Origin of the sequence: Rhodococcus sp. NJ-530, assembly GCF_003860625.1 — a bacterium.
Lineage (GTDB): Bacteria > Actinomycetota > Actinomycetes > Mycobacteriales > Mycobacteriaceae > Rhodococcus_F > Rhodococcus_F qingshengii.
This window is the reverse complement of record NZ_CP034152.1, coordinates 5,280,142-5,304,879: the sequence shown is the minus strand read 5'-3', so window position 1 is coordinate 5,304,879 and position 24,738 is coordinate 5,280,142. Positions and strand designations below refer to the sequence as shown.

Below are 24,738 nucleotides of genomic sequence, written 5' to 3'. Positions count from 1 at the left end.
GAGGTGAGAGTGAACAGGGTACTGAGACCGAGCGACGACGACGCGTTGCGCGCCGAACTGCGTCGGCTGCACCCCAAAACCGAGTTGCCGGTTCTGTTCGGCGGCTGCGTCAGCGACCGGTCGCTGACCATCACCGGTCACGTCGGCACGCGCAGCAACATCCTGCGAAACCTGCGGATCGACGCCGAATGCGGACTCGGCGGTCGGGCGATCGCAGAACAACGACCGGGCGCGGTCCAGGACTACGCGAACTCGTCGCACATCACTCACGACTACGACTACGAAGTGGGCACCGAAGCGATCGAATCCTTGATGGCAGTCCCCATCGTCGTACGCGGGGTTACTCGCGGAGCGATCTACGGAGGACTGCGTGCCAACCTGCCGATCGGCGACGTGATCGCAGAGACGATGATGCGATCGTCGTACGCGTTGGCCCGCGAATTCGAGATTCGCGACGAAGTGGATCGTCGGGTGGCGATGCTCGATACCGCTGCGGTGGAACATGGTTCGAACCGCGATGCCCAGATATCCGAAGGGTTGACCGAGAGCGTCCTGGCGCTCGGCGAGATCGCGGCGAACCTCGAGGACATGGCTCTCAGCGCGCAGGTCCTCGCGGTCGAGGCAAAGTTGCGGTCGTTGGCGTCGCCGAAACCTTCCGCGAACACTCCAGTCGCGAACACCGTTGTCCTGTCGCCACGCGAGCGGGAGGTGATGGGGTACGTCGCTCTCGGACTGCGCAATGCCGAGATCGCCGAGAGGTTGTCCCTGAGCGTCGAAACGATCAAGACGTACATGAGGAATCTGATGGGAAAACTCGACGTCCGCAGTCGTCACGAAGCGGTCGTGGAAGCGCGGCGGCAGGGTTTGATTCTGTGAGGGCTTGATTCTCTGATCGGTCCCGCCAAGCGGAATTTCGGAACTGCGTCGCCGCTCCGGTTGATATGACGGACCTCACTATCGGCAGAGTTCGACACGAGTGATGAGGGCATCGATGCAGGATTTGTTCGACAACAACGACATGACCGGCCTGGCCGAAGCGATCAAGAGCGGCGACGTCTCCGCCAAGGAAGTCCTCGAGTTCAGTCTGGACAGGCTCGACGAGCGCAACCCGGCAGTCAACGCGGTGATCAGTGAGCGTCGAGAGGAAGCGCGCAACGAGGTATCAGGCGGCCTGCCGGACGGCCCACTGCACGGCGTCCCGTTCGTGATCAAAGACCTCGGCATGGATGTGGCAGGATTGCCGAGCACCAATGGATCTCGATTGTTCGCCGACGCTGTGGCAGAAAATGATTCGACGCTCGTCGAGCGCTACCGCCAGGCTGGTCTGGTTGTCATCGGCAAGACGAACACCCCGGAGTTCGGCAAGAACGCGAGTACCGAACCTGCGCTGTTCGGACCCACCCGTAACCCTTACGCCCTTGATCGTTCGCCCGGCGGATCTTCGGGTGGCACGGCTGTAGCTGTTGCCGTCGGGATTGTGCCAGGCGGGCATGCCAGCGACGGTGGTGGATCGATCCGTATTCCCGCATCGGCCTGCGGCCTGGTAGGCCTCAAGCCGAGCCGAGGACGTACTCCGACGGCACCGGCGCGCACGCTCTTCTCGTCGCCGATGAGTGTTCATCACGCGCTCACCCGAAGTGTCCGCGACACTGCGCTGCTTCTCGATCTGTCCGCCGGGCCGACAGTGGGCGATCCTTACGTGATCCTGGCGCCGAAGCGGCCGTACATCGAGGAAGTGGGTGCCGATCCCGGACGGTTGCGGATCGGTCTGAGTAACGCTCTTCCTGACGGCACACCGGTGGACCCGGAGTGCTCGGCCGTCGCGACCGGTGTTGCCGGCCTGCTCGAAGAACTCGGTCACGATGTCACCGAGAGTGCCCCGAACTTTCCGCTCGATGCGCTCACTGCCGGGCTTTCGGTGTTGATGGGCATTCCGATGACGATCGAGGTCGACGAACGACTCGACGCCCTGAACCGCGCGATCCGCGACGACGACCTCGAGCCGATGGCGCGGATGATCTACGACCGCGCGAAGTCCGAAAGTGCGACGAACGTTGTCAAGGCATTGCAGGAACTCGAGCGGGCCGCCCAGGTGATCGGTGCGTTCTTTGTCGATCACGACCTGTTGCTGACTCCGACGATGGCTCGGCCGGCAGCTCCGCTCGGTCTGCTCGATACGGCGAATCCTATGTCGATCTGGGAGCATTCGGCCGGGTACAGCGGCTTGACCAGTCCGTTCAACAGTTCAGGTCAGCCGGCGATTTCCTTGCCGATGGGTCATGACTCGGCCGGCGTTCCGATCGGCGTGCAGTTGGTCGGCGCGTTCGGCCGTGAAGATCTGCTGATTCAGGTTGCGTCGCAGCTCGAAACAGCCCGTCCGTGGTCCATTGCGCCGGTGTGGCCGCCGGTCCCGGCGTAGCGCGCGGTCGTCCGAGCCGGGGAGGACGTCAGGCGATGATGCGAATCGGCCACTGGCCGTTCACATCTGCCACGTCCCTCCCTTGGCTGAGAAGGTACTCGGCGAAATCGCGTTGCCGCTCGGCGTGCCAATCGGCTTGATCGACCATGAGATCGAGCCCCAGGATGTCGGGGAACCGCACGGCCAACTCGCGGGCCAACGCTGCCGCAGCTTTGGCATCGGCCTCGGCTTCGTGCGCCGACTCCAATGAAATTCCGTAGTGCTCGCACACGGCCGCAAGCGTTCGCTTGCCCTTGCGGAACGTATCCATCGCCCGATCGATCACGTACGGATCGATCACCAACCCCGGAACGAATGCAGGCTTGCCGATGCGCAGACCCTCGGCATGCATGACCGTCAGATCATAGGAGGCATTGAACGCCACGACGGCGTGATCGCGCGCCCAGGAATTGTGCAGAGCCTCGCGAATCTCTTCGTAGCCCTCGGAATAATCCTGGCCGTGTTGCGCCGCGAACTCGGTGCTGATGCCGTGAACAGCCGAGGCGCCGGCGGGGATGTCGACGCCGGGATCGAGTAGCCACGTGCGTGTTTCGACACTCGAACCGTCGATCACCGCGACGCAGGCACTGACGATACGAGCGGTCGACGGATCCCGCCCCGTGGTCTCGAGGTCGAACGCGCAGATCGGGCGATCGGACCAGCTACTCATCGGGGGCCTTTCGGTGCAGAACGTCATGTCCGAATCACTATGCACCTCCCTACTGACACAAACGACGAACAGCCACCTCCGGGGTGAAGGTGGAGGTGGCTGCTGCGTGACTGTGTGACGGACCTACAGAATCTCGGTTCCGACCGTGAAGCGATCCATGACGTCTTCACGTGGAGTCACACCGAAGCCCGGTCCCTGCGGCACAGCGATGTGGCCGTCCTCGATGACAAACGGTTCGGTGATGTCCTCCTTGTAGAAGCGATCGGAAGCCGAGATGTCGCCGGGCAGCGTGAACCCGTCCAGCGCCGCGAGGGCCGCGTTGGCGGCGCGGCCGATTCCGGTCTCGAGCATTCCGCCGCACCACACCGCAATACCGTGTGCCGAGGCGAGATCGTGGATGCGCTTGGCTTCCAGATATCCACCGACACGGCTCGGCTTGATGTTGATGACCGAAGCGGCACCGAGCGTGATGGCATCCGCCGCATCCTTGGCCGACTCGACCGACTCGTCGAGGCAGATCGGAGTCGAGAGGGACTGGGCGAGCTTGGCGTGCTGCACCAAATCGTCCTCGGCCAGCGGCTGTTCGATGAGGAGCAATGCGAATTCGTCCAGGCGGCGCAGCAACTGCGCGTCGACGAGGGTGTACGCGGCATTCGCGTCGACCTGCAGAGGAACGTCGTAGCCGAACTCCTTGCGCACCGCAGCCACGGGAGCGATGTCCCAGCCCGGCTTGATCTTCAGCTTGATTCGCACGTAACCCTGCGACAGATAGTTGCCGACGGTTTCGAGTAGCTGCGGAATGCTGTCCTGGATGCCGACGGACACTCCCGAGGGCACCCGAGTGCGAGTGGCACCGAGGTACCGAGCGAAAGACTGTCCACGAGCCCGCAATTCAGCATCGAGGATTGCCATTTCGATAGCCGACTTCGACATCTGGTGACCCACGACGTGGTGAAGTACGCTGCCGACCGTCTCGGCCGAGAGCGGCTGATCCGACTGCGACTTACGCAGCGTCGGAACGAGATACTCGCGAAGCATCGCCCGCGCACCAGCGGTGTATTCGGAGTTGTAGTACGGATCGCTGAGCGAGCCGCACTCGCCCCAGCCGACGGTCTCCACCGGACCGTTGGGGCCGTCGGTGGTGCCGCTTACTTTCAGGACGAGGGTGTTGCGCTCGAGCTGGGTGCTGAATGACGTGGTGAAGGGGGAGACGAGAGGGATGCGCAGTTCGCGCAATTCGACGGACTCAATGTGCATGGACTTGCTCTTCTCCGGTTGTCTCGCAGATTTTCGTGAACATGTAATAGCCGCTGGGGTCGAAGCCGGTCGATTGCCATTCCTTCGAGGCGATCAGTGGTTCGAGGTACTCGCGAAGCGCGTGTCGCCAGGCAAAGGCAGAGGCGCGGTCGACTGTTCTCAGATGCTCGATGTCTCTGGGTATTCCGACTGCGATATCGACGCAGTCGGGTGGGATCGGGAGCATTCGAGGCGTACCGTCTTCGGTGGGTTGAAGCACCTTGAATGTATCATTCACGGCCACAGTAGAACTCGGAGATCCATCGACGTCGAGGTCCCAACTGACGAGCATACGATCGCTGGCGTCGCCTGCGTTGATTCCGTCTGCCATCGACCCGTAGAAATCCGGGTTGTATTCGGCCGGTTCGGCTCCGAGACGCTGAATGTTGAAATAGGCATTTCGTGCGACCAGTGGATCGAAGGTCCACCGGATCGTCCTGACGCCGCGCTCGATGCACCAGTCTCGCTGATGATGCTTGAGGGCGCGGCCGATTCCCTTGCCTGCGTGTCCCGGTAGTACTCCGGCGATGTGTGAGTGCAGAACCTCGCCGAGAGGCTCGACGAAGAATCCGACGCAACCACCGATCATTTCGCCTTCGGAAAAGGCTCCCACCACGTAGTGACCACCGTGGTGAAGCGCAACCAACATCGCAGTGCCGAAATGAGCCGGTCCGGGACTGGTAGCCCAGATCTCGTCGAAAACGGCGGATAGATCGGCTATTTCGCGGGTATCGACCAGTTCTCGAAACTCAACCGCTTTGCTTTTCGACACGAGGGCCCCCTTCAGACGTGATCGAACGAATAAGGCCCGCAACCAACGCCGTCCTCGGAGCGATTGCGGACACGAGCGCATGCTCAGTCTCGGCGTGTGCACCGCCGCCGACGCCACCGAGGCCGTCGAGGGTGGGGATACCGATACCGGCAGTGAAGTTTCCGTCCGAGGCTCCGCCGACGGCGAGGCCGACGAGCGGAGTCAGATCATGCTCGAGCGCAACGCGTTCCGCCAACGCCAGCAACGGTGCGGACATCGTCGCTTCGAGAGGTGGACGGTTGACACCACCCGAGACCGTGACTACGGCTTCGGGGTGGATTGCCTGCAGGGCTCGGATATTCGCATCGACGCGCTCCTGCTCGGCGGCGCTGGTTGCGCGCACGTCCACGTCGACGAAGGCTTCTGCCGGAACGGTGTTGGTTGTGGTTCCGGCTGAAATGACAGTCGGGGTGACGGTGGTTGCCTGTGCCGGCGAGGACAAGTCGTTGATCGCGATCACGAGACGAGCCAGTTCTACTGCAGCGTTGATGCCTTTTTCCGGCTCCAGCCCGGCGTGGGCGGCGCGACCGGCAACATGGATCCGATACAGCGACACCCCCTTGCGGACAGTCTTCAGTTCGCCACCGTCACCGCCGGCCTCGAGAACCAGTACCGCGCCTGCCGCAAGTTCCTCGATGAGGGACCGCGACGTGGGTGAACCGATTTCTTCGTCACCGGTCACGAGGAGTGTGATTCCGTCGAGTGCATCGTCGCCGTGCAGCTCCCGGACGATAGCGAGGGCGTGGATTGCCTGAACGACACCAAGTTTCATGTCGAGTCCGCCCGGACCTCGGAGCGCTCCGTCGGTGACGGCTGCGGGCAGGCGTGTCAGGGTGCCGATCGGCCACACGGTGTCATGATGACCGAGCAGCATCAACCGCGTCGGTGAGCTGCCGAAACGGGTCACCAGATGGGTTCGGCCTTCCGTCACTATCGACTCCGGTGTCACGCCGAGTCGTTCGTGGACAAGATCTGACGTCCACTTCGCGCTGCGGGCAACAGCTTCGAGATCGTGTGACGGCGACTCGACTTCGATGAGCGCGATGGCGTCCTCGAGGATCTGAGGAAGTTGGCGCTCGGCCAGATCGCGGAGAATGGTCATCGGTTGTTCACTCGCGGATACGCGCGGCTTCCGACGTGTAGCAATTGTGTACTCCCGTTGTCGGAGAAAGTGATCCGGATCCAACCTGCTGATTGAGGGAGTCGGGTCCCGAACACTCCAGGGTGAACTTCGATCAGGCTGAGAGAGACGGACTCTGCGCTTTCGGCGGTGACCGAAGGGTCGATGTGATCGGTGCGGCGGGCGGTCAGGGAACCGCCGGTCCTTTCCAAGACGAAATCGGCTGCGGCATCGCGGTACAGGCCGCACAGCGCATCGAGTTCTTCAGGTGAGGACGTGACGCGGGTGTGGGGGTCACCAGGCGAGAATGCCGGTGTCACACTGACGCCGCCTATGGAACCGATTACTTCAGCCAGAAGATCGCCGGAGAGAGCGTCCATTGCTCCACCGTTGGCCATCAGGACCACGGCTAGACCGCACGACGGCACCACTCGCAAGAACGACTGCTGGCCGAGAGTTCCGCCATTGTGGCCATGAGCCAGTACACCGCCCCAATTGTGCAGCAACCACGTGGTTCCCATGATGTCCGCTGACGACACGTCACCGATCTGGCGGCGCTCCTCGAGCATCGCCAGATGAGTGGAACGCCGAAGGAGAACCGGGTCCTCGCGCATCGAGTCCTGAGCGAACAGGAGTAGATCTTCGGCCGTGCTGTTGATGAGGCCGGCGGGGCCCATCGAGCGGGGGATGAGGAACTGTGGTGTCTGCTCGAGGTCGTCGGCACCGCCGACGTGCCCGACTGCAGCGCGGTGCAGTGCCGTCTCCTCAGGCAGGGTCGTGGTTTTGGTCAGGCCGAGCGGTTCGATGATCCGCTCGCGCAGAACCGCGTCCCAACTCTTACCTCGGAGAACCTCGATGATTCGTCCGGCGATCACGAAGCCGGTGTTGCAGTACGACCAATCGGTGCCGGGGGCGAAGAGCTGCACCGTTGATTTCAGTGATGCGACGTATCGCTCGACGCAGTCGTCGCCGCGCCCGCCGTCGATGAAAACGTCACCGTCGATGCCACTGGTGTGAGTCAACAGGTGGCGAGTCGTGACCGTTTCGGTGGCTACCGCGTCGGCAACTGCGAAGTCCGGCAGGATGTTCCGGACAGGTGAGTCGAGATCCAGCAATCCTTCTTCGACGAGCTGCATGATCAGGGTGGCCGTCCAGACCTTGCTGATCGAACCCATCTGGAACAGCGTGTCGGGCGTAGCCGCGACGCCGGTGCGGGTACTGACGACACCGGACGTGACCACGGTGCGGGAGAATCCGCTGCGGGTTGTGGTCAGAATTCCCAGTGAGGCGCCGGGCACCCCGTACTTCGCACTCAGGGTGTCGAGTCGGTACTGCCAGTAGTCGGGATCGACCGTGGTCAGTGCGGGCTTGGGGGAGAGGTGCCGTTCGATCCAGTCGACGAGACGAGTGCTGTACTCCAGTCGGTGGGACGGCCGACCCGTCAACACGAAGGCATGTGACGCGTCCGGGAAAACCACCAACTCGGTCGGGGTGCCGGCCAAACGCAGTCCACCGAACCACTGTTCGGCCTGGTTGACCGGGCAACGGACGTCGCTGCCGCCGTGAAGGATCAGCGTCGGTGTCGTCACCTGGGAGACTCGCCCCAGCGGCGAAAGTTCCCGTACCCGAGATGACTGCGGGTCGAATTCGACCGTCTGCAGCAAGATGCCCTCGTCCGAGGGGCCGGCTGTGTTCGCGATGTCGCAAACGAGACCACCGGCGACTGCGACGGCAAACCGATCGGTGACGGACGTCAGGGCGCACGTCATGAATCCGCCGTAGCTGTAGCCCGTGAGTACCAGTTGCTTCGGATCGGCCATCCCCTCGGCGACAAGGGTTTCGACCGGTTCGAGCAGGTCGGCACGATCCGCCTCACCCCAGCCGTCCCGCACACCGTCGAAGAAGTCGTTTCCGTAGCCGTCACTTCCGCGCGGATTGATCATCAAGACCGTGAATCCCAGCGCGACCAGTTCCGCGTGGTATGCGTGCATCACGGTCGGCGTTCCGGTCCAGGCATTGTGTGGTCCGCCGTGGACGTCCAGAACCAGCGGACCGGCGCCCGTGACGTTCGGGTCGCGCAGGATCCAACCCTGAACACGGGTGCCGTCGCTGATGTCGAACCAACGCTCGGAGGCGACTGGAAACGCGACGGAAGTTGTCAGTTCCGTGTTCAATTCGGTGACGGTTTCGACTGCACGAGTCTCGAGGTCGATGACGGCGACCTCGCCGAAGGATGTCGCCGTTGCCAGCGCGACGACGGCTCGCCCGGACGTCAGGGCAAGGCCTGAGACCACTGTCCGCTCGCCGGTGAGAAGTGGTGAGACGGAGCCTGATCCGAAATCGACCTTGTGCAGTTCGGTGGAGCCGTGGTTGCGGATGCAGAAGACGATGTCGCCGTCGGCGGTGAAACTCGGTGCGCCACCGGGATAACCGGTCCCGCCCGGCATGACGTTTCGGTCGAGTCCGGACGTCAGGCTGCGGTCTTCCACTCGCTGGTCGCGGTGCAGGACAAGAAGTTCGTTGTTGTGAATGATCGGTGTGTGCCAACCGACGGCTACGACCGCGTCGCCGGCAGGTGTCCATGCAAGTGGTCCTGCGATGCCGCGTGCGTGCCCCAACATCCGCGGAACGGAGGCGAGATCAGTCAGCGATACGGTCCAGGCGGAACTCGCCCGCGTCAGATCGGCGTCGCCGTCCATCGCCGCGGTGAAAGCCAGTTCGGTGCCGTCGGGACTGTACGAGGGATGCGAAGCGTCCCAATCGCCGTCCGTCAGCTGCCGTAGTGAGCCGGCGGCCAGATCGAACTCGAACAGGTGCGCCCGAACGCTGCCCCGGACACCGGATCCGTCGACCTTGTAGTTGAGGCGCTTCGCCACCAAGAGGCATGACGATCCGGCGGCAGTGCGGTCGACGGGGGCGCTGAAGGCGATCCGAGCGCCGTCGGGAGAGAACACCGGTGCCCCCGCGCCGAGCGGGAGCTGCGCCGTGGTGGTCAGCTGTGTTGCCGGACCCCCGGTGGCGTCGACCTTCCACAGTTGTGGTGTGCCCGAGGAATCCGGCCGAACGAAGACCAACAGCGTCGAAACGGGATGCCAGGCCGGCGAGGTGTCGGCAGGTCCCGCGGTGAGCTGTAGTTGCGGGGAAGCCAACCAGATCGAGTGCTCGTTGGTATCCGCAGCCGGATTCGATTCGGTACGTACGTATGCAATGCGTCCCGACGCCGATACGGCGATGCTGGTCGGTGTAACCACGGACGCGTAATCCTGGATTCTCGCCGAACGACGTTCTTCGGCACGGGCTACGGCTGCGGGGGAGTCGAGAGTGGTCGGCGTTGTCATTGGAACATCGGCTCCCCGAATGTCGGGATCGCGGACAACAGCTTTGCCGTGTACGGCTCCTTGGGCGAATCGATCACGTCGAGAACCGGCCCGTGCTCGACGATCTCGCCGCCGAGCATGACTGCGACGTGGTCACAGACGTAGCGGATCACCGCCAGGTTGTGACTGACGAACAGAACCGTCAGACCAAGCTGCTTCTGCAGATCCACCAACAGATTCAGAACCGCGCCCTGCACGGACACGTCCAGAGCGGAGGTGATTTCGTCGGCAAGCAGAACTGCCGGTGCGGCTGCCAAAGCCCGCGCGAGGGCAACGCGTTGGCGCTGACCACCCGACAACGACGATGGGTATTCGTGCGCCTTCTCCACCGGCAGTTGGACGGTGGTGAGGAGTCGAGCGACCTCGGCAGCGCGGTCGCCGCGGCTGCGGCGAGCTTTGTCACGACGCTCGGTGGACCGCAGCGCCTCGGCGAGTGACTGGCCGATGGTCATTCGCGGGTCGAGGCACGAGTACGGATCTTGGAAGACCATCTGGATCCGGTGGCGCAGACGAGCCGTCGCGCCGCGGGCGTGAGCGACGTCCACACCGTCGAGAAGGATCTGGCCGGAACTGGGCTCGGCCAGGCCGACAGTTGCTCGCGCCAGTGTCGACTTTCCGGAACCCGATTCACCGACGAGACCGACCACCGATCCGGAGGGGATGTCGAGATTGATGTTCTTGACGGCGTGGAATTTTTTCGAACCGCTACCGAGGTGGACGTTGACGTCACGGAATTCGAGTCTGCTCATCGGATCTCCTCTGCAACAGCCAACAGTTCTTCCAACTCGATGTCGGCGGTGCTCTCCTCGGCGTCGAGGCTCTCCACCTGCCAGGCTTCGTCGACGGTGGCAAGCGGCTTGTCGCGATCGGTGCTCATGGTGGGGACCGCGGCGATCAGCGCGCGGGTGTACGGATGCTTTGCACGGCCGGCAATCAGATCGTCGACTGCGATGTCTTCGACGATTTCGCCGGCAAACATGACGAGGACACGGGTGCACATGCCGGTGATGACGGCCATGTCGTGCGAGATGAGAAGGATTGCGGCGCCGGTTTCTTCGCGAACCTCGTGGAGCAGCCCGAGGACCTCACGCTGAACGGTCACGTCGAGCGCAGTGGTGGGTTCGTCCGCGATGATCAGAGCGGGCTTACCCATCAGACCCATGGCGATCATCGCGCGCTGACGCATACCGCCGGAGAACTCGTGGGGGTACTGCTTCGCACGCCTGGGCGCGTCGGGGATCTTGACGGCGTTCAGTCGCTCGACTGCCGCCTTCTTCGCGTCGGCCTTGCTCATACCTTCGTGGAGCCAACCGATCTCGGCGACCTGATATCCGACCTTGAGAGACGGATTCATGGACGACATCGGATCCTGGAACACCATCGCCATACGTGTGCCGAGTTGGCGGGCAACCTTGCGCGAAGCCGCGTCGTCCGGCCGCTTGCCGTCCTTCATCAGCACGGTGCCGTCGAACTCGATGAGCCCGGCGTCGACCACGGTGGGGTGGTCGGTCAGCTGCGCGATTGCCATGCAACTCAGTGACTTTCCGGATCCGGATTCACCGACGATGCCCACGGTTTCGCCGCGGTGAACTGTAAAACTGATGTTGTCGACGGGGCGACGCCAGTCGTCACCCGCGGGGACTGCGACGGACATGTTGCGGACGGTCAGTACCGCGTCTTCGTCGGTGGGCGCCGAATCGGCCTGGGCAGTTTTCCGGTTGATCGGCTTCCACTTCGGCAGGCGACTGCTGATCGGGCTGCGAACTCCCGCGCCGCGAGCAATGGCCTCGCCGAGCAGCGTGAAGGTCAAGCCGGCGAGCACGACGGCGATGCCGGGGGCGAGTGCGGTGGCCGGGTTGACGAAGATCTTCGACAGACCTTCGTTGAGCATCCGGCCCCAGTCGAATGCAGGCGGCTGAATGCCCAAGCCGAGGAACGAGAGTCCGGCGAAGACCACGAGGCCGCTGCCGACAGCGATGCTGGCATTGACGATGAGTGGTTCACGGATATTGGGGAGAATGTGGCGGAACAGCAGCCCCGGCTTGGTAACCCCGAGGATGCGTGCTGCGTCGATGAAGTCGCGTCCGTTGACCGACGAAGCCAGTGCGTACGTCAACCTCGCGAACGGCGAGGCCAGGGCGAGACCGATGGCGATCACCGCGCTGCCAGCACCCTGTCCGAGAACGACCAACAGGAAGATCGCGAGGAGCAGTCCGGGGAATGCGATGGCGAAGTTGAGGAATGCCACGACCATTCGTCCGACCCAGCGGGGAGCGAGCGTCGGGAGCGTACCGAGTATCAGGCCAATTGTGACACCGAGTGCGACGGCTCCGAGAGCCATGAGCACCGACAGTCTCGCGGCGGTCATCGTGCGGGCGAAGACGTCACGCCCGCCGGCGTCGGTGCCGAAGATGTGCTCGGAACTCGGTCCCTGAGAGAGTGCCTTCGGGTTGGCTGCGACAGCGGCGTCACCCCAGATCATCGGTCCGAAGATGACGAGGGCGATCAGAGCGGTCAGGAAGGTGAGGGCCAGGATTCCCAATGGGGTGCGGAACGTTCCGACGATCCAGTGTCGTCGCGGGGGCGTCTTGGGGGCCGCAGTGGGGGCCGTAGGTGAGGTGCTCAACTCAGTTCTCCCGAATTGTGGATCGTGGGTCGATGAGAGCGAGCACCACGTCGACGATGAAATTGATGAGAAGGACGATGGCGCCGTAGATCACGACCAGTGTCTGGGCGAGCGGGTAGTCCTTCTCGGTGATGGACTTGACCAGCGCCATGCCCATGCCGGGCCAGGCGAAGATGCTCTCGATGAGCACGGTGCCGGCAATCAGACCACCCAGGAGGAGTCCGGCGAGCGTGAGCGTCGACGTCATGAGGTTGGGCATTGCATGACGGAAGTAGATTCGTGCCACGGGCATTCGCTTGGCGCGCGCCGTACGGATGTAGTCCATGTCCAACACGCCGAGCGCCTCTGCACGGACGATGCGCGACATCGAGGCGATGGCACCGATCGACATGGCCGCGACCGGGAGGATGTAGCTTTCCGGTCCACCTCGGCCGGCGACGGGCAGAACAGGGAACGTGACGGCAAAGAGGTAGACCAGCGCCGTACCGAACATGAACTCGGGGATCACGGCGATGGTGCCCGACGTTGCGGTGTAACCGATCTCGACTCCGCGTCGTCGACCGTTGCGGGTCAGTGCAGCGAAGATGAGGCCGATCGGAATGCCCACTAGCAGCACCGTGACGACTGTGAGTACAGCCAGTTCGAGTGTTGCCGGTAGGCGGGACGCGATCACCTCGAAGACCGGAGTCCTCAAGGTGATCGAGTCACCGGGATTCCCGCTCAGCAACCCGCCGACGAATCGGAAGTACTGCTGCCACAAGGGAAGGTCGTAACCGAGCTGAGACCTCGTTGTCTCGACCAGTTCGACCGGTGCGTTCATTCCCAGTGCCAACCGAACCGGGTCTCCCGGAATCAGTTGGAGCATCAGGAACGCCGCAGTCACCAGCGCCCAGAGTGAAATCACGAAGGTGCCGAAACGACGCAGAAGATATGCGGGCCAGCTGTCGGACTCGAGCCACTTTGCTCGAGCCTGAGGCGCCGCTTCTGGTTTCGCGGCTTCAATAGTTTGACTCATGGGCTGTCTTTCCGGAGGGCGGGATGCTGGGGCGGGAAGATATTTCAGAGTGGGCGGACGGCCTACTGGTAGAGACGCAGCGCAGAACCGTTGAGCGACTTGCCGAATGAGAGTCCGGCCTTGTTGAAGTACACGTTCATGACGGAGTCTGCGAAGGGCACGGCCGCGATCGTCTTGGTGAGCTCCGACTCGGCGTCGGCCCAGGCGTCACAAGCGTCGCTACCGGTCAGACCGGAAGCCTTGGTGGCTGCTGCTTCGTAGGCGGGGTTGCTGACCGATCCGAAGTTCTTGCCTGCTGCGGGAACCGGCCCGGCAAAGTACGCAGTGAAGGTGCTGGGCAGCGAGGAGTTGACCTGGACCCAGGCGATGTCCCAGGCAGAGTTGTCCTTGCCGCTCAGAATGACGTCGATGATCTTGTTCGAGTCGCCCCCGGTCACCTCGACGTTTGCGCCGAGTTCGGACCACGCCGACTGAGCAAGTTCCGCCGCCGCGTTGCGCGGATCGTCGGTGCCGTCGTACACGAGGCGGAGATTGAGCGGCTTGCCATCCTTGCTTCGCTTGCCGTCAGCGCCGGCGGTCCAACCAGCGCCGTCCAGTGTTGCCTTGGCGGCAGTGAGGTCGAAGTCCGGAATGTTGCCTGCGACAGAGTCGTAAACGCAGGCGCGCGGTTCGACGGCGACGAGGCTGGTTGCCCGGACCCCGTGTCCGGCGGTGATGACCTGAGTGAGGTCGTCGAGATCGACCGCTTGGATCAGGGCCTTGCGCACTGCGGGATCGCTGGTGGGATTACTCGCGATCTGGTTGAAGTACATCTGGCCTGCCGGCAGAGGCCGACCGACGGAGTCCAGATTGGCTGCCGCGACGCGGTCCTTGTCCGGACCGGCGATCGGAGCTGCGTTGAGTTCACCCGAGAGCAGCTGATTTGCGGCGGTGCTCACGTTCGGCGACATGGCGGCGACGACCGTCTTGGGGACGCCCGGGGTGTCGGAGGTCGTGCCGTCGGGGCCCCAGTTGTAGCCCTCGCGACGCTGGAACGTGTAGTGGTCGTTGGCGGCAACTTCGGTGACTTCGAACATGCCGGTGCCGAGCGACTTCTTGTTCGACGCTGTCGGATCTTTCAATCCGGCCTCGCACAGGATCGGCAGGCGACCGACGTTGAGAAGAAGGAACGGGCTCGGCGCCGGAGTGGTCACCGTGACAGTGCGCGTTGCCGGATCGGCAGTCGCAGTGGCGCCGGTCGGCACGGAGGACCCGCGCAACTGTGAACCGTTGTCCGGGTTGGCCACGAAGTTGATGTTGTCCGCGACGGTCTGCGGTGTCAGCGTCGATCCGTCGGTACAGGTCACCCCGTCACGGATGGTGAAGGACGCCGAGGTCGGGGTCTCCTCCCACTTCTCCGCCAACCACGGTCCGACTTCACTGGTATCGGGATCCTGGTAGATCAGGTAGTCGTACGCCAAACGAGACAACTCGGCGGTCGCCGAGGCGGCCGACATGATCGGGTTGAGTGCACCCGGATCGGCCTGCAGGGCGAAACGGAAGGTCCCGTCGGTGGCCGGTTCACCGCCACTGGCGCCCGAGGACGTGCCTCCCGAGCCACAAGCAGACAACACAAGCGTGAGCCCTGCGGCTGCCGCAAGTGTTGGATAGAAGCGGTGTTTCATGGTGCCTCCGTGATGGAGCAGGGGCCCGAGCGAAAAACGTGAGGGCGCGGTTGAGTGTTGACTGCTAAATCTTGGCGCATGACGTGACGCGCATCTCTGTCGATCCTCACGAAAATCGGGTCGATTTTCGTCCGCTCCCACGAAAACCGTCAGGATCAGTGAATACCTGTCCGTATACCGACAGCGACCGGCGAAACACGACGATTTCCCCGGTCGCTACCGGCGGTCTACTGGTACAGGCGCAGGGCCGAACCGATGAAATTGCGGCCGAATGCAAGACCCGCATTGTTGAAGTAGAGAGTCGTGATCTTGTCGGCAAAAGGTACCGCCGAGTTTGCTTTGATGATCTCGGACTCAGCGTCTGCCCAAGCGGCACAAGCGTCCTCGCCCGTCAGCCCGGAAGCCTTGGTGACGGCTGCGTCGTAGGCCGGGTTGGAGATCGACGCAAAGTTCATTCCCGCAGCGGGCACCGGACCGGAGAGGAAGGGGACCAGCATGCTGGGCAGCGCGACGTTGATCGGCTCCCACGCGACATCCCACGCCGTGTTGTCCTTGCCGCTGAGTGCGACATCGAGAATCTTGTTCGAGTCTCCACTGGTGAGTTCAACGGTGGCGCCCAGGTCGTTCCACGCGTTGACTGCGACGTCGGCGGCAGCATCGGTCGCGTCGCCGAACGTCTCGTAGACCATCCGAATTCGGAGCGGTGTGCCGTCCTTGCTGCGTTTACCGTCCGCGCCGACCTTCCAGCCCGCAGACTCGAGAGTTGCTGCGGCCGCACTGGTATCGAAGTCCGGTAGGTTTCCGGCGACAGAGTCGTAGATGCAGGCCCGCGGTTCGATGGACACCATTGTGGTCGATCGGGTTCCGCGGCCGGCGGTGAAGATCTCGGCGAGGTCGTCGAGATTGAGAGCCTGGACCAGCGCCTTGCGTACGGCAGGATCGCTCGTCGGATTGCCGGGACTGTGGTTGAAGAACATCTCGCCCGCTGGAGCAGGCTGCTTGACGGTATCCAAGTTCGCGGCGTTCATGCGGTCCTGATCGGGGCCGGAGACGGCAGCGGCATTCAGATCACCGGACAACACCTGGTTGGCCGCTGTGCTGTTGTTCGTGATGATGGATGCGACGACATTCTTGGGTACACCGGCAGTGTCGGAGGTAGTGCCGTCCGGTCCCCAGTTGTATCCGTCGCGCCGAACGTAGGAGTAATGATCGTTGGCGACTGCCTCGGTCATCTGGAACATGCCCGACCCGAAGGTCGTCTTGTTTGCCGCCGTCGGATCCTTCAACCCGGCCTCGCACATGATCGGTATTCGCGCCAGGTTGAGAAGCAGGAACGGAGAGGGTTCCGGAGTTGTGACCGTTACGGTCCGGGTCGCCGGGTCGGCGGTGGCAGTTGCAGTTGCCGGTGCGTACACCCCGCGGAGAGCGGATTTGTTTGCTGCGTTGGTGATGAAATTGACGTTGTCGGCGACGGTCTGGGCAGTCAGAGCGGATCCGTCGTTACAGGTGACGCCGTCGCGAATGGTGAACGACGCGGAAGTGGTTGTCTCTTCCCATTTCTCGGCGAGCCAGGGCTTGGTTACGCCGGTATCGGGATCCGGATGGAGCAGATAGTCGTAGCTCAGACGCGCCAGTTGGTGCGCCGGCGAAGCGGCGGTCATCAGCGGATTCAGAGCGCCAGGGTCGGCCACGAGAGCCAATTTGAAGGTGCCGTCCGTGACGGGTTCACCCCCACCCGAACCCGATGAGCCACCCGTTGAGCACGCGGTCAGGGCAAGAACGGTGCCAGTTGCCGCAGCCAGTAGTGCGTAGGACCGTTGTTTCATGGTGCCTCCGGAAGGTGTGGTCCCGCCCGAATGACGCGAGGTCTGTCGGGTCAGGAGCAAAAGACGATTGCTTGAATCTTCACCCAACAAAAGGACGAGAACATCGTCCGGATTTACGAATGTTTCGTGAGACTTGGTAGATCGCTACAACATTGTCGGATGGAAGAGACGAAGCTGGAGCATCAGGCTGAATCGAGTTTCCGGATCATCGAGATCGATGCCGGCAATCCCGGCAAGCTTCTTGAGGCGGTACCGGAACGTGTTGACGTGGATGTGAACCAAGGACGCAGCAGCCGGAATGTCACCGAACGTGTCGAGCCAGGCGCGGAGCGTGTCGACAAGGTTGATGTCGTGACTGCGGTCGTACTCACGCAGTACCGCGAGCGGACCCGATGCGGTCTCGTTCTCGTCCGCCAGGGCGTCGGAGAGGCGCAGAAGTAGGGAATTGATCTGCACGTCGTCGGCGCGCGCGACGGTCCGGCCCGAAGAATTCCACGTCGACCTCAGAACGCGAAGCGCTCGGTCGGCTTCGTCGCGTGACTTCTCCAGCGTCATCACGTCGGCCACTGTCGCACCGATTCCGATGACCACCGACTTTTCCGAACGGGAACGGTCTGCAAACTCCGACGCGATCCGACGCACGTAGTCGTCGTCGGTCTGGTGCCGGGTGTGTGGGATTACGGCGTAGACGGTGCCGCCGATCGCTGCCGCCACCGACAGCGGAAATACTTGGTCGAGATAGGTATTGAGTGTCAGGGCCAGTTGATCGACGTCGGCTTCGGCCTCCAACGATGCACCGGCGCCGCTACGGAAGCCGGCCGCAAGCACGTTTGCTTTCGAACGGCCGTAGCCCAGTCGCTCGGCCGCTTCCTTCGCTGAAGTGCCGCCACTCAGTAACGTGATCACCTCGCCCAACCTCAGTCGTCGTGCCGAATCCGCGGCCAGTTTGGCGCGAAGCAAACTCATGGCGGCCACGCCCGCAGCCTCGACGAGCGTTTTGACCTGTAATTCGTTCGGCTCCTCGTCCAAGATCACCCAGATCGAACCGAGGATCTGCGATGCCGCATGTATTCGCATGCCGACGCGGGGCCTGATGCCCGGCCCGATACCCGGTAGAAATACCGGCAGGGTAGAGCCGTAGATCTTGTTGAAATACCCCATTGACCTGAGCCGATCGGAATAGTGCTGCGGCACTTGATGTCCGAGGACACTCTGCTTACGTGCCTCGTCGCCGAAGGCTTGATCCGCCGAGAACGCGAGGATCCGGCTCGACTGATTCTCGATGGTGACCGGGCCGTTCAATACCTGAGCGATCGAGTTGGCAAGATCGAACAGGTCGGCGTCGGCGGCCGACGTGCGGTCCCCGTTGTTGCCGGATTCGAGGATCTCGTTGATCAACGACGCGCTTTGCAGCCAGCTTGCATCCTTGACCATTCCGAGGAGTGCGACGTCGGTGTCGGCCACCGCTTTCTCGACGAGGCCGTCGAAGTCCAGGGGCTCTTTGACGATCAGCGCTACCGCACCTGCCGAGCCGTATTCTCTTACCGCCGTTGCGATATCGGCCGAACCTGCGAGACCTGCGCCGAGTACGACGGCGCCCGCACTGTCCTGGGTAGCTTCGGACCCTTCGTGCAGGGTCACGCGGCTGACAGTGCGGGCGCCGTCGACGGTGTCGCCACCGCTGAGGAACGTCATTCCCAGTCTGTCGACGATGTCGACGATCGATACTCCCGTAGGTGTGGTCACCACCACACCTTAGGGGGAGCGGGGTCGATCAGTTGTCTGGTTGCCCTGCTCAGTTGCTGGGCTGCTCCGCCACGGCCTTCTCGACGAACCGGCGGGTCTGATCGAACGCCGCGGGCACCTGGACGGAATCGGTCATGTCACTGATCTCGGACCACCGTTCGGCGACGACCTCGGGCGAGAGTGCGCCTTCGGGGATGTAGACGCCCTGCGACTCTTCCATGCGAGCGATCGCGAAGACGCCGGCGCCGGCGCTGAGGATGGTCTTCGTCGGTGCGTCATCGGAGACCATGAACAGTGCGCCGGGTGAAATCGATTCGGGTGCAAGCAGAGCGAGAGTCTTCTCGTCGAGGAGGTCTTCGGTCATGCGGGTCGCGGCGGTCGGGGCCAGCGAGTTGACGCGGATGCCCTTGCGTTCGCCCTCGATGGCGAGAACGTTCATCAGGCCGACGACGCCGGACTTCGCGGCGCCGTAGTTCGCCTGGCCGAAGTTGCCGTAAATTCCCGATGCTGACGTAGTCATGAGGATGCGTCCGTAGTTCTGTTCGACCATGTGCGGCCAGACTGCCTTGGAACAGATGACGGAACCCATCAGATGCACGTCGATGACTTTGCGGAAGTCGTCGAGCTCGGCCTTGATGAACGACTTGTCGCGCAGGATTCCGGCGTTGTTGATCAGGATGTCCACGCGGCCCCACTTGTCCACGGCCGTCGCGACCATGGCGGCAACGGCGTCGACGTCGGTGATGTCGCAGTGGTCCGCGATGGCCTCGCCGCCCAGCTCGACGATTTCCGCCACTACTTTGGCTGCTGCGGTATCAGCGCCGCCACTGCCGTTGACCGAGCCACCCATGTCGTTGACGACGACGCGTGCGCCGCGTGCGGCGAGGGCCAATGCGTGTGAACGGCCGAGTCCGCCGCCTGCGCCCGTGATGATCGCTACCTTGCCGGAAAAATCCAACGACATTGGAAAACCTCTCTGATCTGGGATACTACTCAGTATTACTATGCGATGGCGTGGAAACAGTCAAGGGCCGGCAGGCAGTGTGAATGGGAGTGGAAGTCGAATGAGTAGTGATCTTCCGGACGTGCGATCCGCGATCATCACCAGCGCCGCCGACGCCTTTGCCGAAGACGGTTACGCGGCCACGACTGTAGATTTACTGGCCGATCGAATCGGCGCCACCAAAGGTCTTGTCTACTACCACTTTCGTTCGAAGTTCGACATCTACCTGGCAATCTACGAGCGCGGGATGAGCCTGCTCCGCGCTGAGGTCGAGTCTCGGATGGGCGGGGCAGAAAGCGGCCTCGCGCGTCTCGAAGCGATGTCGCACGCCCACCTGGTCAATCTCATGACACATCTCGGGTACCACCACACGATCCACCAAGGCGTCCGGGGCCAGATGAACTCCGCGCTCAAACCGAGACAACAGCAAGTCCTCGTGGAACTGAATTCGCTGCGACTCGATTACGAGAATCTGTTCGTCGACGTGATGACCGAAGGTGTCGCGGATGGTTCCATTCGTGCGGGCTCACCTCGAATGGCGGCAAAAGTCCTCCTCAGCAGTCTCAACGGCATCGACCTCTGGTACCGAAGGCGTGAAGGGCAGACTTTGGCGGAGACGGAGTCGTTGGCGGACCAGATCGTCGAACTGTTGATCGGCGGATTGCGCGCTGCGAACTGACTGAAAGCTGCATTCGTCGAGCGGGTTTCCTCCGACCGGTTCGTGCTGTCCTGCGGCTTGTCGTTCGGTTTGTCCCGCTCTGACAGTCGGGGTAGCATGTTGGCGTCGTGCGCGGACTTGCGTAGGAATTCAGGGAAGAGGAGGTGTGGCTGTAATGCGTGGCCAACCTCCGAGTACCAACTGAAGCTGTAGCCGCCCGGGTTGATCCGGTATTTTGCTGCAGCTTCATCGTGTGTTCATCGGCTTCGGCTTTGCTGTGAAGCAAGCGTCGTCGTTCACTCTTCCCTCGAAAGCTGTTCAGCATGCGCGAATTTCGTCGTTCACGTTCGGTACTGCCGCGTCGTTCCGCGGGGCTCGGTGACTCACATCCCGGACACTCGCGTGCCGCACGCACCGTCGTCAAGGCTGCCCCGCCCGAGGCGGTGGCGCCCGTCGAATCGACCGTCGTCAACAGCGGCGTGTACCGCGACGGCGAGCGGATAGCGTCACCGTCCACGCTGGCGGAAGCACTGTCATGCCTTCCGGATTCGCAGTCGATGGCGTGGATCGGCATGTACCGGCCCGACGACGCCCAGTTGTATGCCGCTGCACAACATTTCGACCTCCACGAACTGGCGGTCGAGGATGCGATCGTCGCGCACCAGCGCCCCAAGCTCGAGCGCTACGGCAAGACACTGTTCGTGGTGCTGCGTGCTGCGCGGTACCGCGACGAGACCGAGCGGGTCGAATTCGGCGAGTTGCACATCTTCTGTGGTCCGAACTTCATTCTGACCGTCCGTCACAGTGAATCGCCGGATCTGTCGGCGGTGCGGACTCGCATGGAGAACGATCCTGACCTGTTGCGGTTGGGTACCGAGGCCGTTCTCTATGCCATTCTCGACGCAGTCGTCGACGGGTACGCCCCGGTGGTGGCCGGACTGCAGAACGACATCGACGAGATCGAAACCGAAGTATTCAGTGGCGATCCCGGAGTTTCGCGTCGCATCTACGAACTGACCCGTGAGGTGATCGAATTCCAGCGGGCGACGCGTCCGCTGCTGGGAATGCTGCGTGGGTTGTCGGCAGGGTTCGACAAGTACCACACGGACGAGGAACTCCAGCGATACCTGCGCGACGTCACCGACCATGCGACGACTGTGGTGGAGCGGGCCGACGGCTTTCGTCAGTTGCTCGGAAACATCCTCACGGTGAACGCAACTCTGGTGTCGCAGAACCAGAACGAGGAGATGCGCAATCTGACGCAGGCAAGCTACGCGCAGAACGAGGAGATCAAGAAGGTCTCGGCGTGGGCGGCAATTCTCTTCGCGCCGACGCTCATCGGAACCGTGTACGGGATGAACTTCGACGACATGCCGGAACTGCACTGGCACTTGGGCTATCCGTTTGCGCTCTCGATGATGTTCCTGACCTGTGGAAGTCTCTACACGATCTTCAAGCGTCGGGGCTGGCTGTAGAAAGCGCCGGCTGTAGAAAGCGCTGTGCGCCTTGCCAACCGAGATCGGTTGGCAAGGCGCACAGGTGTTTTTCGGGAGGGCGCTCGAATCAGAGCGTTGCGACGCAGACCGTGAACTTACGTTCCGGGTGCTCGAATCCCGAGTCTGCCCCCGAACCGCATTCGTCGATCGACGTGGAGTTCTGCAGGATTTCGACGACCTCGACGACGTTGGTGCCGCTGGTATCCGAGCATTCGATGCGGGCGGGCTCATCCATTCCGCTGCCGAGGTCCATGCATCCGCCGACTACCCAGTCGACGTCGAGACAGACAGCGCCCTGCTCGTCACCCGCGAGGGTCTCGTAGTAGTACGAGTCGACGTCGGAGGCACACAGATCAGAGGTGGGAACCTTGGCGACCACCTTGTAGTTCGAATCCTTGCTACCGCAGTCCGCGTTGTCGATTTCTGCGGCCGTCGTGGTGCCTCCGAGCTTGACGCAATCACCGATCGACACGTCGATGTCGACGTCGCCGCCGTCGTCCGAGCCCTCCTGGCCGGTGATCTTCGAGGTGGTCGGGGCCGCGGAGGTAGTGGTCGAATCGGCAACCGAGGAAGATGATTCCGCAATGGCTTTCGGCTCGATGTCGGAACCGCAACCGACGGTGAAGGCGGCGATTGCAGAAGTTGCGATCACCGCAGTGCAAAGTCGCCGGACGATTCCGGACATAAGGACCCCTTTGTTGATTCTTGGATAATTCTGTTGGTTCGTGGATTGTTCGGGACCTATTCCAATACATCGGTAGTCGAATTGCCAACCGGACTGTCAGTATGGGTAGGTGGAGCTACCCCTGATGCCGCCGCTTGCCCCGATGCTCGCGAAGGCTGCGGCCACTGTGCCGCCTCAGCCCGAGTCCGGTGACCCGACGTGGTCGTACGAGCCGAAATGGGACGGATTTCGAGCAATCATCTTTCGTGACGGTGACGAAGTGGTGCTCGGATCGCGAGGAGGAAAGGACCTGGCGCGGTACTTTCCCGAAGCGGTGGAAGCTGTCAAGTCTGAATTGCCCGAAAAATGTGTCGTGGACGGAGAACTGGTGGTTCCCCGTGAGATCGACGGTGTGACGCGTCTGAGTTGGGAAGCGCTCTCCGAGCGGATTCATCCCGCCGCGAGCCGCGTCGCATTGTTGTCGGAACAGACGCCAGCGCAATTTGTCGGGTTCGATTTACTGGCGCTCGGCGATCGCGACGTCTCGATCGAGGACTTCGGGGTCCGACGTGCGCTGCTCCTCGATTGCATCGGTGGCGGGCCGAGTTGCCACGTCACGGCAGCGACGGCAGACAGCGCCGAAGCAATGGCCTGGTTCGAAACCTTCGAAGGCGCGGGTCTCGACGGGGTTGTCGCCAAGAAGCTGGCGGGACCGTACCTGCCGAACAAGCGCGAGATGATCAAGGTGAAACACGCCAGGACCGCGGATGTCGTACTGCTGGGCTACCGTCCCCACAAGAGTCAGCCAGGTATCGGGTCGATGCTTCTTGGTCTGTACGACGGTTCCGAATTGAAGATGGTCGGTGGCGCTTCTGCTTTCACCGCGGCGCGGCGGATCGAGTTGTTGGCCGAACTCGAACCTTTGCGCCTCGGGGACGACGTTGTAGCCGAGGGAGAGGCCAGCCGGTGGAGATCGGCCGCAGACCGCTCCTGGATTCCGCTTCGTCCTGAGCGGGTGCTCGAAGTGGCGTACGACCAGATGGAAGGGGAACGCTTTCGGCACGCTGCACGATTCCTGCGCTGGCGTCCGGACAGGGTGCCCGACGAATGCACATTCGATCAGTTGGAGGTTCCGGTGCGATACGACTTCGCGGATGTTCTTGCAGGCGGTAAGTGATGGCGAGCCCGGCAGAGGAACTGGACGTCGACGGGATCGCGGTCCGATTGTCGAGCCCGGACAAGATCTACTATCCGCAGTTGGGTGAGGACGGCGGAACCAAACGGCATCTTGTCGAGTACTACCGAACGGTGGCGCTGCAGGGTGCAGCGTTGCGGGCGCTCCAAGATCGGCCCACGCATCTTCAGCGATTCCCCGACGGCATCGAGGGCGAAGAGGTTTACCAGAAGCGGCTGCCGGCAAAACGGCCCGAGCACGTCGAATCCTGCGAGGTCACGTTCCCGTCGGGTCGCAAGGCCGACGTCCTTCGAGTGCGAAGTGCTGCGAACATCGTGTGGGCCGCCAATCTCGGGACTGTCACGTTTCATCCCTGGGCCGTGCGGTGCCCGGACACCGACCACCCGGACGAACTGCGCATCGATCTCGATCCGCAACCGGGGACCGGGTTCGACGAGGCCGTTGCCATCGCGGACGAGGTCCTTCGCCCTCTGCTCGCTGAGTTGGGATTGGAAGGATTTCCCAAGACGTCCGGTGGCCGAGGCCTTCACGTCTACATCCCGCTCGAGGCGCGCTGGGATTTTGTCGAGGTCCGTCACGCGGGTATCGCCCTTGCTCGTGAAGTCGAGCGTCGTAGTGCCGATCGCGCCACAACCGCGTGGTGGAAGGAAGAGCGGGGTGAACGGATCTTCATCGACTTCAATCAGAATGCCCGTGACCGGACGATCGCGGCGGCGTATTCCGCTCGTAAGACGCCGATCGCAACTGTGTCGACGCCGGTGACCTGGGACGAACTGCGCGACGTGCATCCAGACGACTGCACCATCGCCACGGTTCCCGGCTTGCTCGCCGATCGTGGTGATCCGATGGAAGCCATGCACGACAAGGCCTTTGCCCTCGATGTTCTGTTGGAGATGTGGGAGAAGGATCTGGCGGCAGGACTGGGCGATCTGCCGTACCCGCCGAACTATCCCAAAATGCCCGGTGAACCCAAACGTGTTCAACCGAGCAAGGACCGCGATCGGAAGAACAAAGACGGGTAGCGTCAGAGGCGGACATATCGGGTAATTCGATCAGACGTCGAATGTACGGTCACGTCGAATGCACTGTGGGGGTTGGATATGGATCGCCGGA

The 24,738-nt window shown here is 62.6% G+C and carries 19 protein-coding genes; 6 read left to right on the top strand and 13 right to left on the bottom strand.

Annotated features, from left to right (window positions below):
* Window positions 1-9: 9 nt before the first annotated feature.
* Together EHW12_RS24670 and EHW12_RS24665 are read left to right on the top strand one after the other, a co-directional pair.
* The gene (locus EHW12_RS24670) at window positions 10-876 is read left to right on the top strand and encodes a response regulator transcription factor (RefSeq protein WP_058037699.1); all 867 of its coding nucleotides are present in this window, start codon (window positions 10-12) and stop codon (window positions 874-876) included.
* Window positions 877-991: 115 nt separating this feature from the next.
* Window positions 992-2,419 (top strand): amidase, encoded by a 1,428-nt coding sequence (locus EHW12_RS24665; protein WP_116057885.1) that lies wholly within the window; start codon window positions 992-994, stop codon window positions 2,417-2,419.
* 28 nt (window positions 2,420-2,447) lie between these two features.
* Here the strand turns inward: EHW12_RS24665 and EHW12_RS24660 are convergent, their stop codons facing one another.
* The 12 genes from EHW12_RS24660 to EHW12_RS24605 form a co-directional block, all read right to left on the bottom strand.
* Window positions 2,448-3,128: a 3'-5' exonuclease gene (locus EHW12_RS24660; protein ID WP_003940028.1), complete on the bottom strand. Its 681-nt coding sequence runs from the start codon at window positions 3,126-3,128 to the stop codon at window positions 2,448-2,450.
* Between the two features lie 123 nt (window positions 3,129-3,251).
* Window positions 3,252-4,385 carry an o-succinylbenzoate synthase gene (gene menC, locus EHW12_RS24655; RefSeq protein WP_030535169.1) on the bottom strand — a complete coding sequence of 378 codons (1,134 nt, stop codon included), beginning with the start codon at window positions 4,383-4,385 and terminating at the stop codon, window positions 3,252-3,254.
* Window positions 4,375-5,196, bottom strand: coding sequence for a GNAT family N-acetyltransferase (locus tag EHW12_RS24650; RefSeq protein ID WP_007731362.1), 822 nt, complete (start codon window positions 5,194-5,196; stop codon window positions 4,375-4,377). The genes menC and EHW12_RS24650 overlap by 11 nt, the downstream gene beginning before the upstream one ends.
* Entirely contained in the window at window positions 5,174-6,337 is a 1,164-nt protein-coding gene (locus EHW12_RS24645; RefSeq protein WP_054187730.1) for a M20/M25/M40 family metallo-hydrolase, read from the bottom strand. Before EHW12_RS24645 ends, EHW12_RS24650 begins: the two co-directional genes overlap by 23 nt.
* Window positions 6,334-9,693, bottom strand: a complete 3,360-nt coding sequence (locus tag EHW12_RS24640; protein WP_125051954.1) for an alpha/beta fold hydrolase — start codon at window positions 9,691-9,693, stop codon at window positions 6,334-6,336. The genes EHW12_RS24645 and EHW12_RS24640 overlap by 4 nt, the downstream gene beginning before the upstream one ends.
* Window positions 9,690-10,481: an ATP-binding cassette domain-containing protein gene (locus EHW12_RS24635; RefSeq protein WP_003940215.1), complete on the bottom strand. Its 792-nt coding sequence runs from the start codon at window positions 10,479-10,481 to the stop codon at window positions 9,690-9,692. The genes EHW12_RS24640 and EHW12_RS24635 overlap by 4 nt, the downstream gene beginning before the upstream one ends.
* Window positions 10,478-12,358 (bottom strand): dipeptide/oligopeptide/nickel ABC transporter permease/ATP-binding protein, encoded by a 1,881-nt coding sequence (locus EHW12_RS24630; RefSeq protein WP_225320135.1) that lies wholly within the window; start codon window positions 12,356-12,358, stop codon window positions 10,478-10,480. The genes EHW12_RS24635 and EHW12_RS24630 overlap by 4 nt, the downstream gene beginning before the upstream one ends.
* A gap of 1 nt (window position 12,359) precedes the next feature.
* The gene (locus EHW12_RS24625; RefSeq protein WP_003940249.1) at window positions 12,360-13,373 is read right to left on the bottom strand and encodes an ABC transporter permease; all 1,014 of its coding nucleotides are present in this window, start codon (window positions 13,371-13,373) and stop codon (window positions 12,360-12,362) included.
* A 62-nt stretch (window positions 13,374-13,435) separates the two neighbouring features.
* Window positions 13,436-15,037 carry an ABC transporter substrate-binding protein gene (locus tag EHW12_RS24620; RefSeq protein WP_030535172.1) on the bottom strand — a complete coding sequence of 534 codons (1,602 nt, stop codon included), beginning with the start codon at window positions 15,035-15,037 and terminating at the stop codon, window positions 13,436-13,438.
* Between the two features lie 227 nt (window positions 15,038-15,264).
* Complete coding sequence (locus EHW12_RS24615; protein ID WP_007731371.1) at window positions 15,265-16,863, bottom strand: ABC transporter substrate-binding protein; 1,599 nt, start codon at window positions 16,861-16,863, stop codon at window positions 15,265-15,267.
* A gap of 144 nt (window positions 16,864-17,007) precedes the next feature.
* The gene (locus tag EHW12_RS24610) at window positions 17,008-18,609 is read right to left on the bottom strand and encodes a helix-turn-helix domain-containing protein (protein ID WP_007731373.1); all 1,602 of its coding nucleotides are present in this window, start codon (window positions 18,607-18,609) and stop codon (window positions 17,008-17,010) included.
* 49 nt (window positions 18,610-18,658) lie between these two features.
* A complete protein-coding gene (locus EHW12_RS24605; protein WP_007731375.1) occupies window positions 18,659-19,573 on the bottom strand; it encodes an SDR family NAD(P)-dependent oxidoreductase in 915 nt (304 codons plus the stop codon).
* A 100-nt stretch (window positions 19,574-19,673) separates the two neighbouring features.
* Here EHW12_RS24605 and EHW12_RS24600 point away from each other — a divergent pair, with 100 nt between their 5' ends.
* Both EHW12_RS24600 and EHW12_RS24595 read left to right on the top strand, forming a co-directional pair.
* Complete coding sequence (locus EHW12_RS24600; RefSeq protein ID WP_007731377.1) at window positions 19,674-20,291, top strand: TetR/AcrR family transcriptional regulator; 618 nt, start codon at window positions 19,674-19,676, stop codon at window positions 20,289-20,291.
* A gap of 302 nt (window positions 20,292-20,593) precedes the next feature.
* On the top strand, window positions 20,594-21,745 hold the full coding sequence (locus EHW12_RS24595; protein WP_007731382.1) for a magnesium and cobalt transport protein CorA: 1,152 nt from the start codon (window positions 20,594-20,596) through the stop codon (window positions 21,743-21,745).
* 88 nt (window positions 21,746-21,833) lie between these two features.
* Here EHW12_RS24595 and EHW12_RS24590 read toward each other — a convergent pair whose 3' ends face one another.
* Complete coding sequence (locus EHW12_RS24590) at window positions 21,834-22,451, bottom strand: hypothetical protein (RefSeq protein WP_007731384.1); 618 nt, start codon at window positions 22,449-22,451, stop codon at window positions 21,834-21,836.
* A gap of 109 nt (window positions 22,452-22,560) precedes the next feature.
* Here EHW12_RS24590 and EHW12_RS24585 point away from each other — a divergent pair, with 109 nt between their 5' ends.
* The gene (locus EHW12_RS24585) at window positions 22,561-23,607 is read left to right on the top strand and encodes an ATP-dependent DNA ligase (RefSeq protein ID WP_003940354.1); all 1,047 of its coding nucleotides are present in this window, start codon (window positions 22,561-22,563) and stop codon (window positions 23,605-23,607) included.
* On the top strand, window positions 23,607-24,647 hold the full coding sequence (ligD, locus tag EHW12_RS24580) for a non-homologous end-joining DNA ligase (RefSeq protein WP_003940248.1): 1,041 nt from the start codon (window positions 23,607-23,609) through the stop codon (window positions 24,645-24,647). Before EHW12_RS24585 ends, ligD begins: the two co-directional genes overlap by 1 nt.
* The last annotated feature ends 91 nt before the right edge of the window (window positions 24,648-24,738 follow it).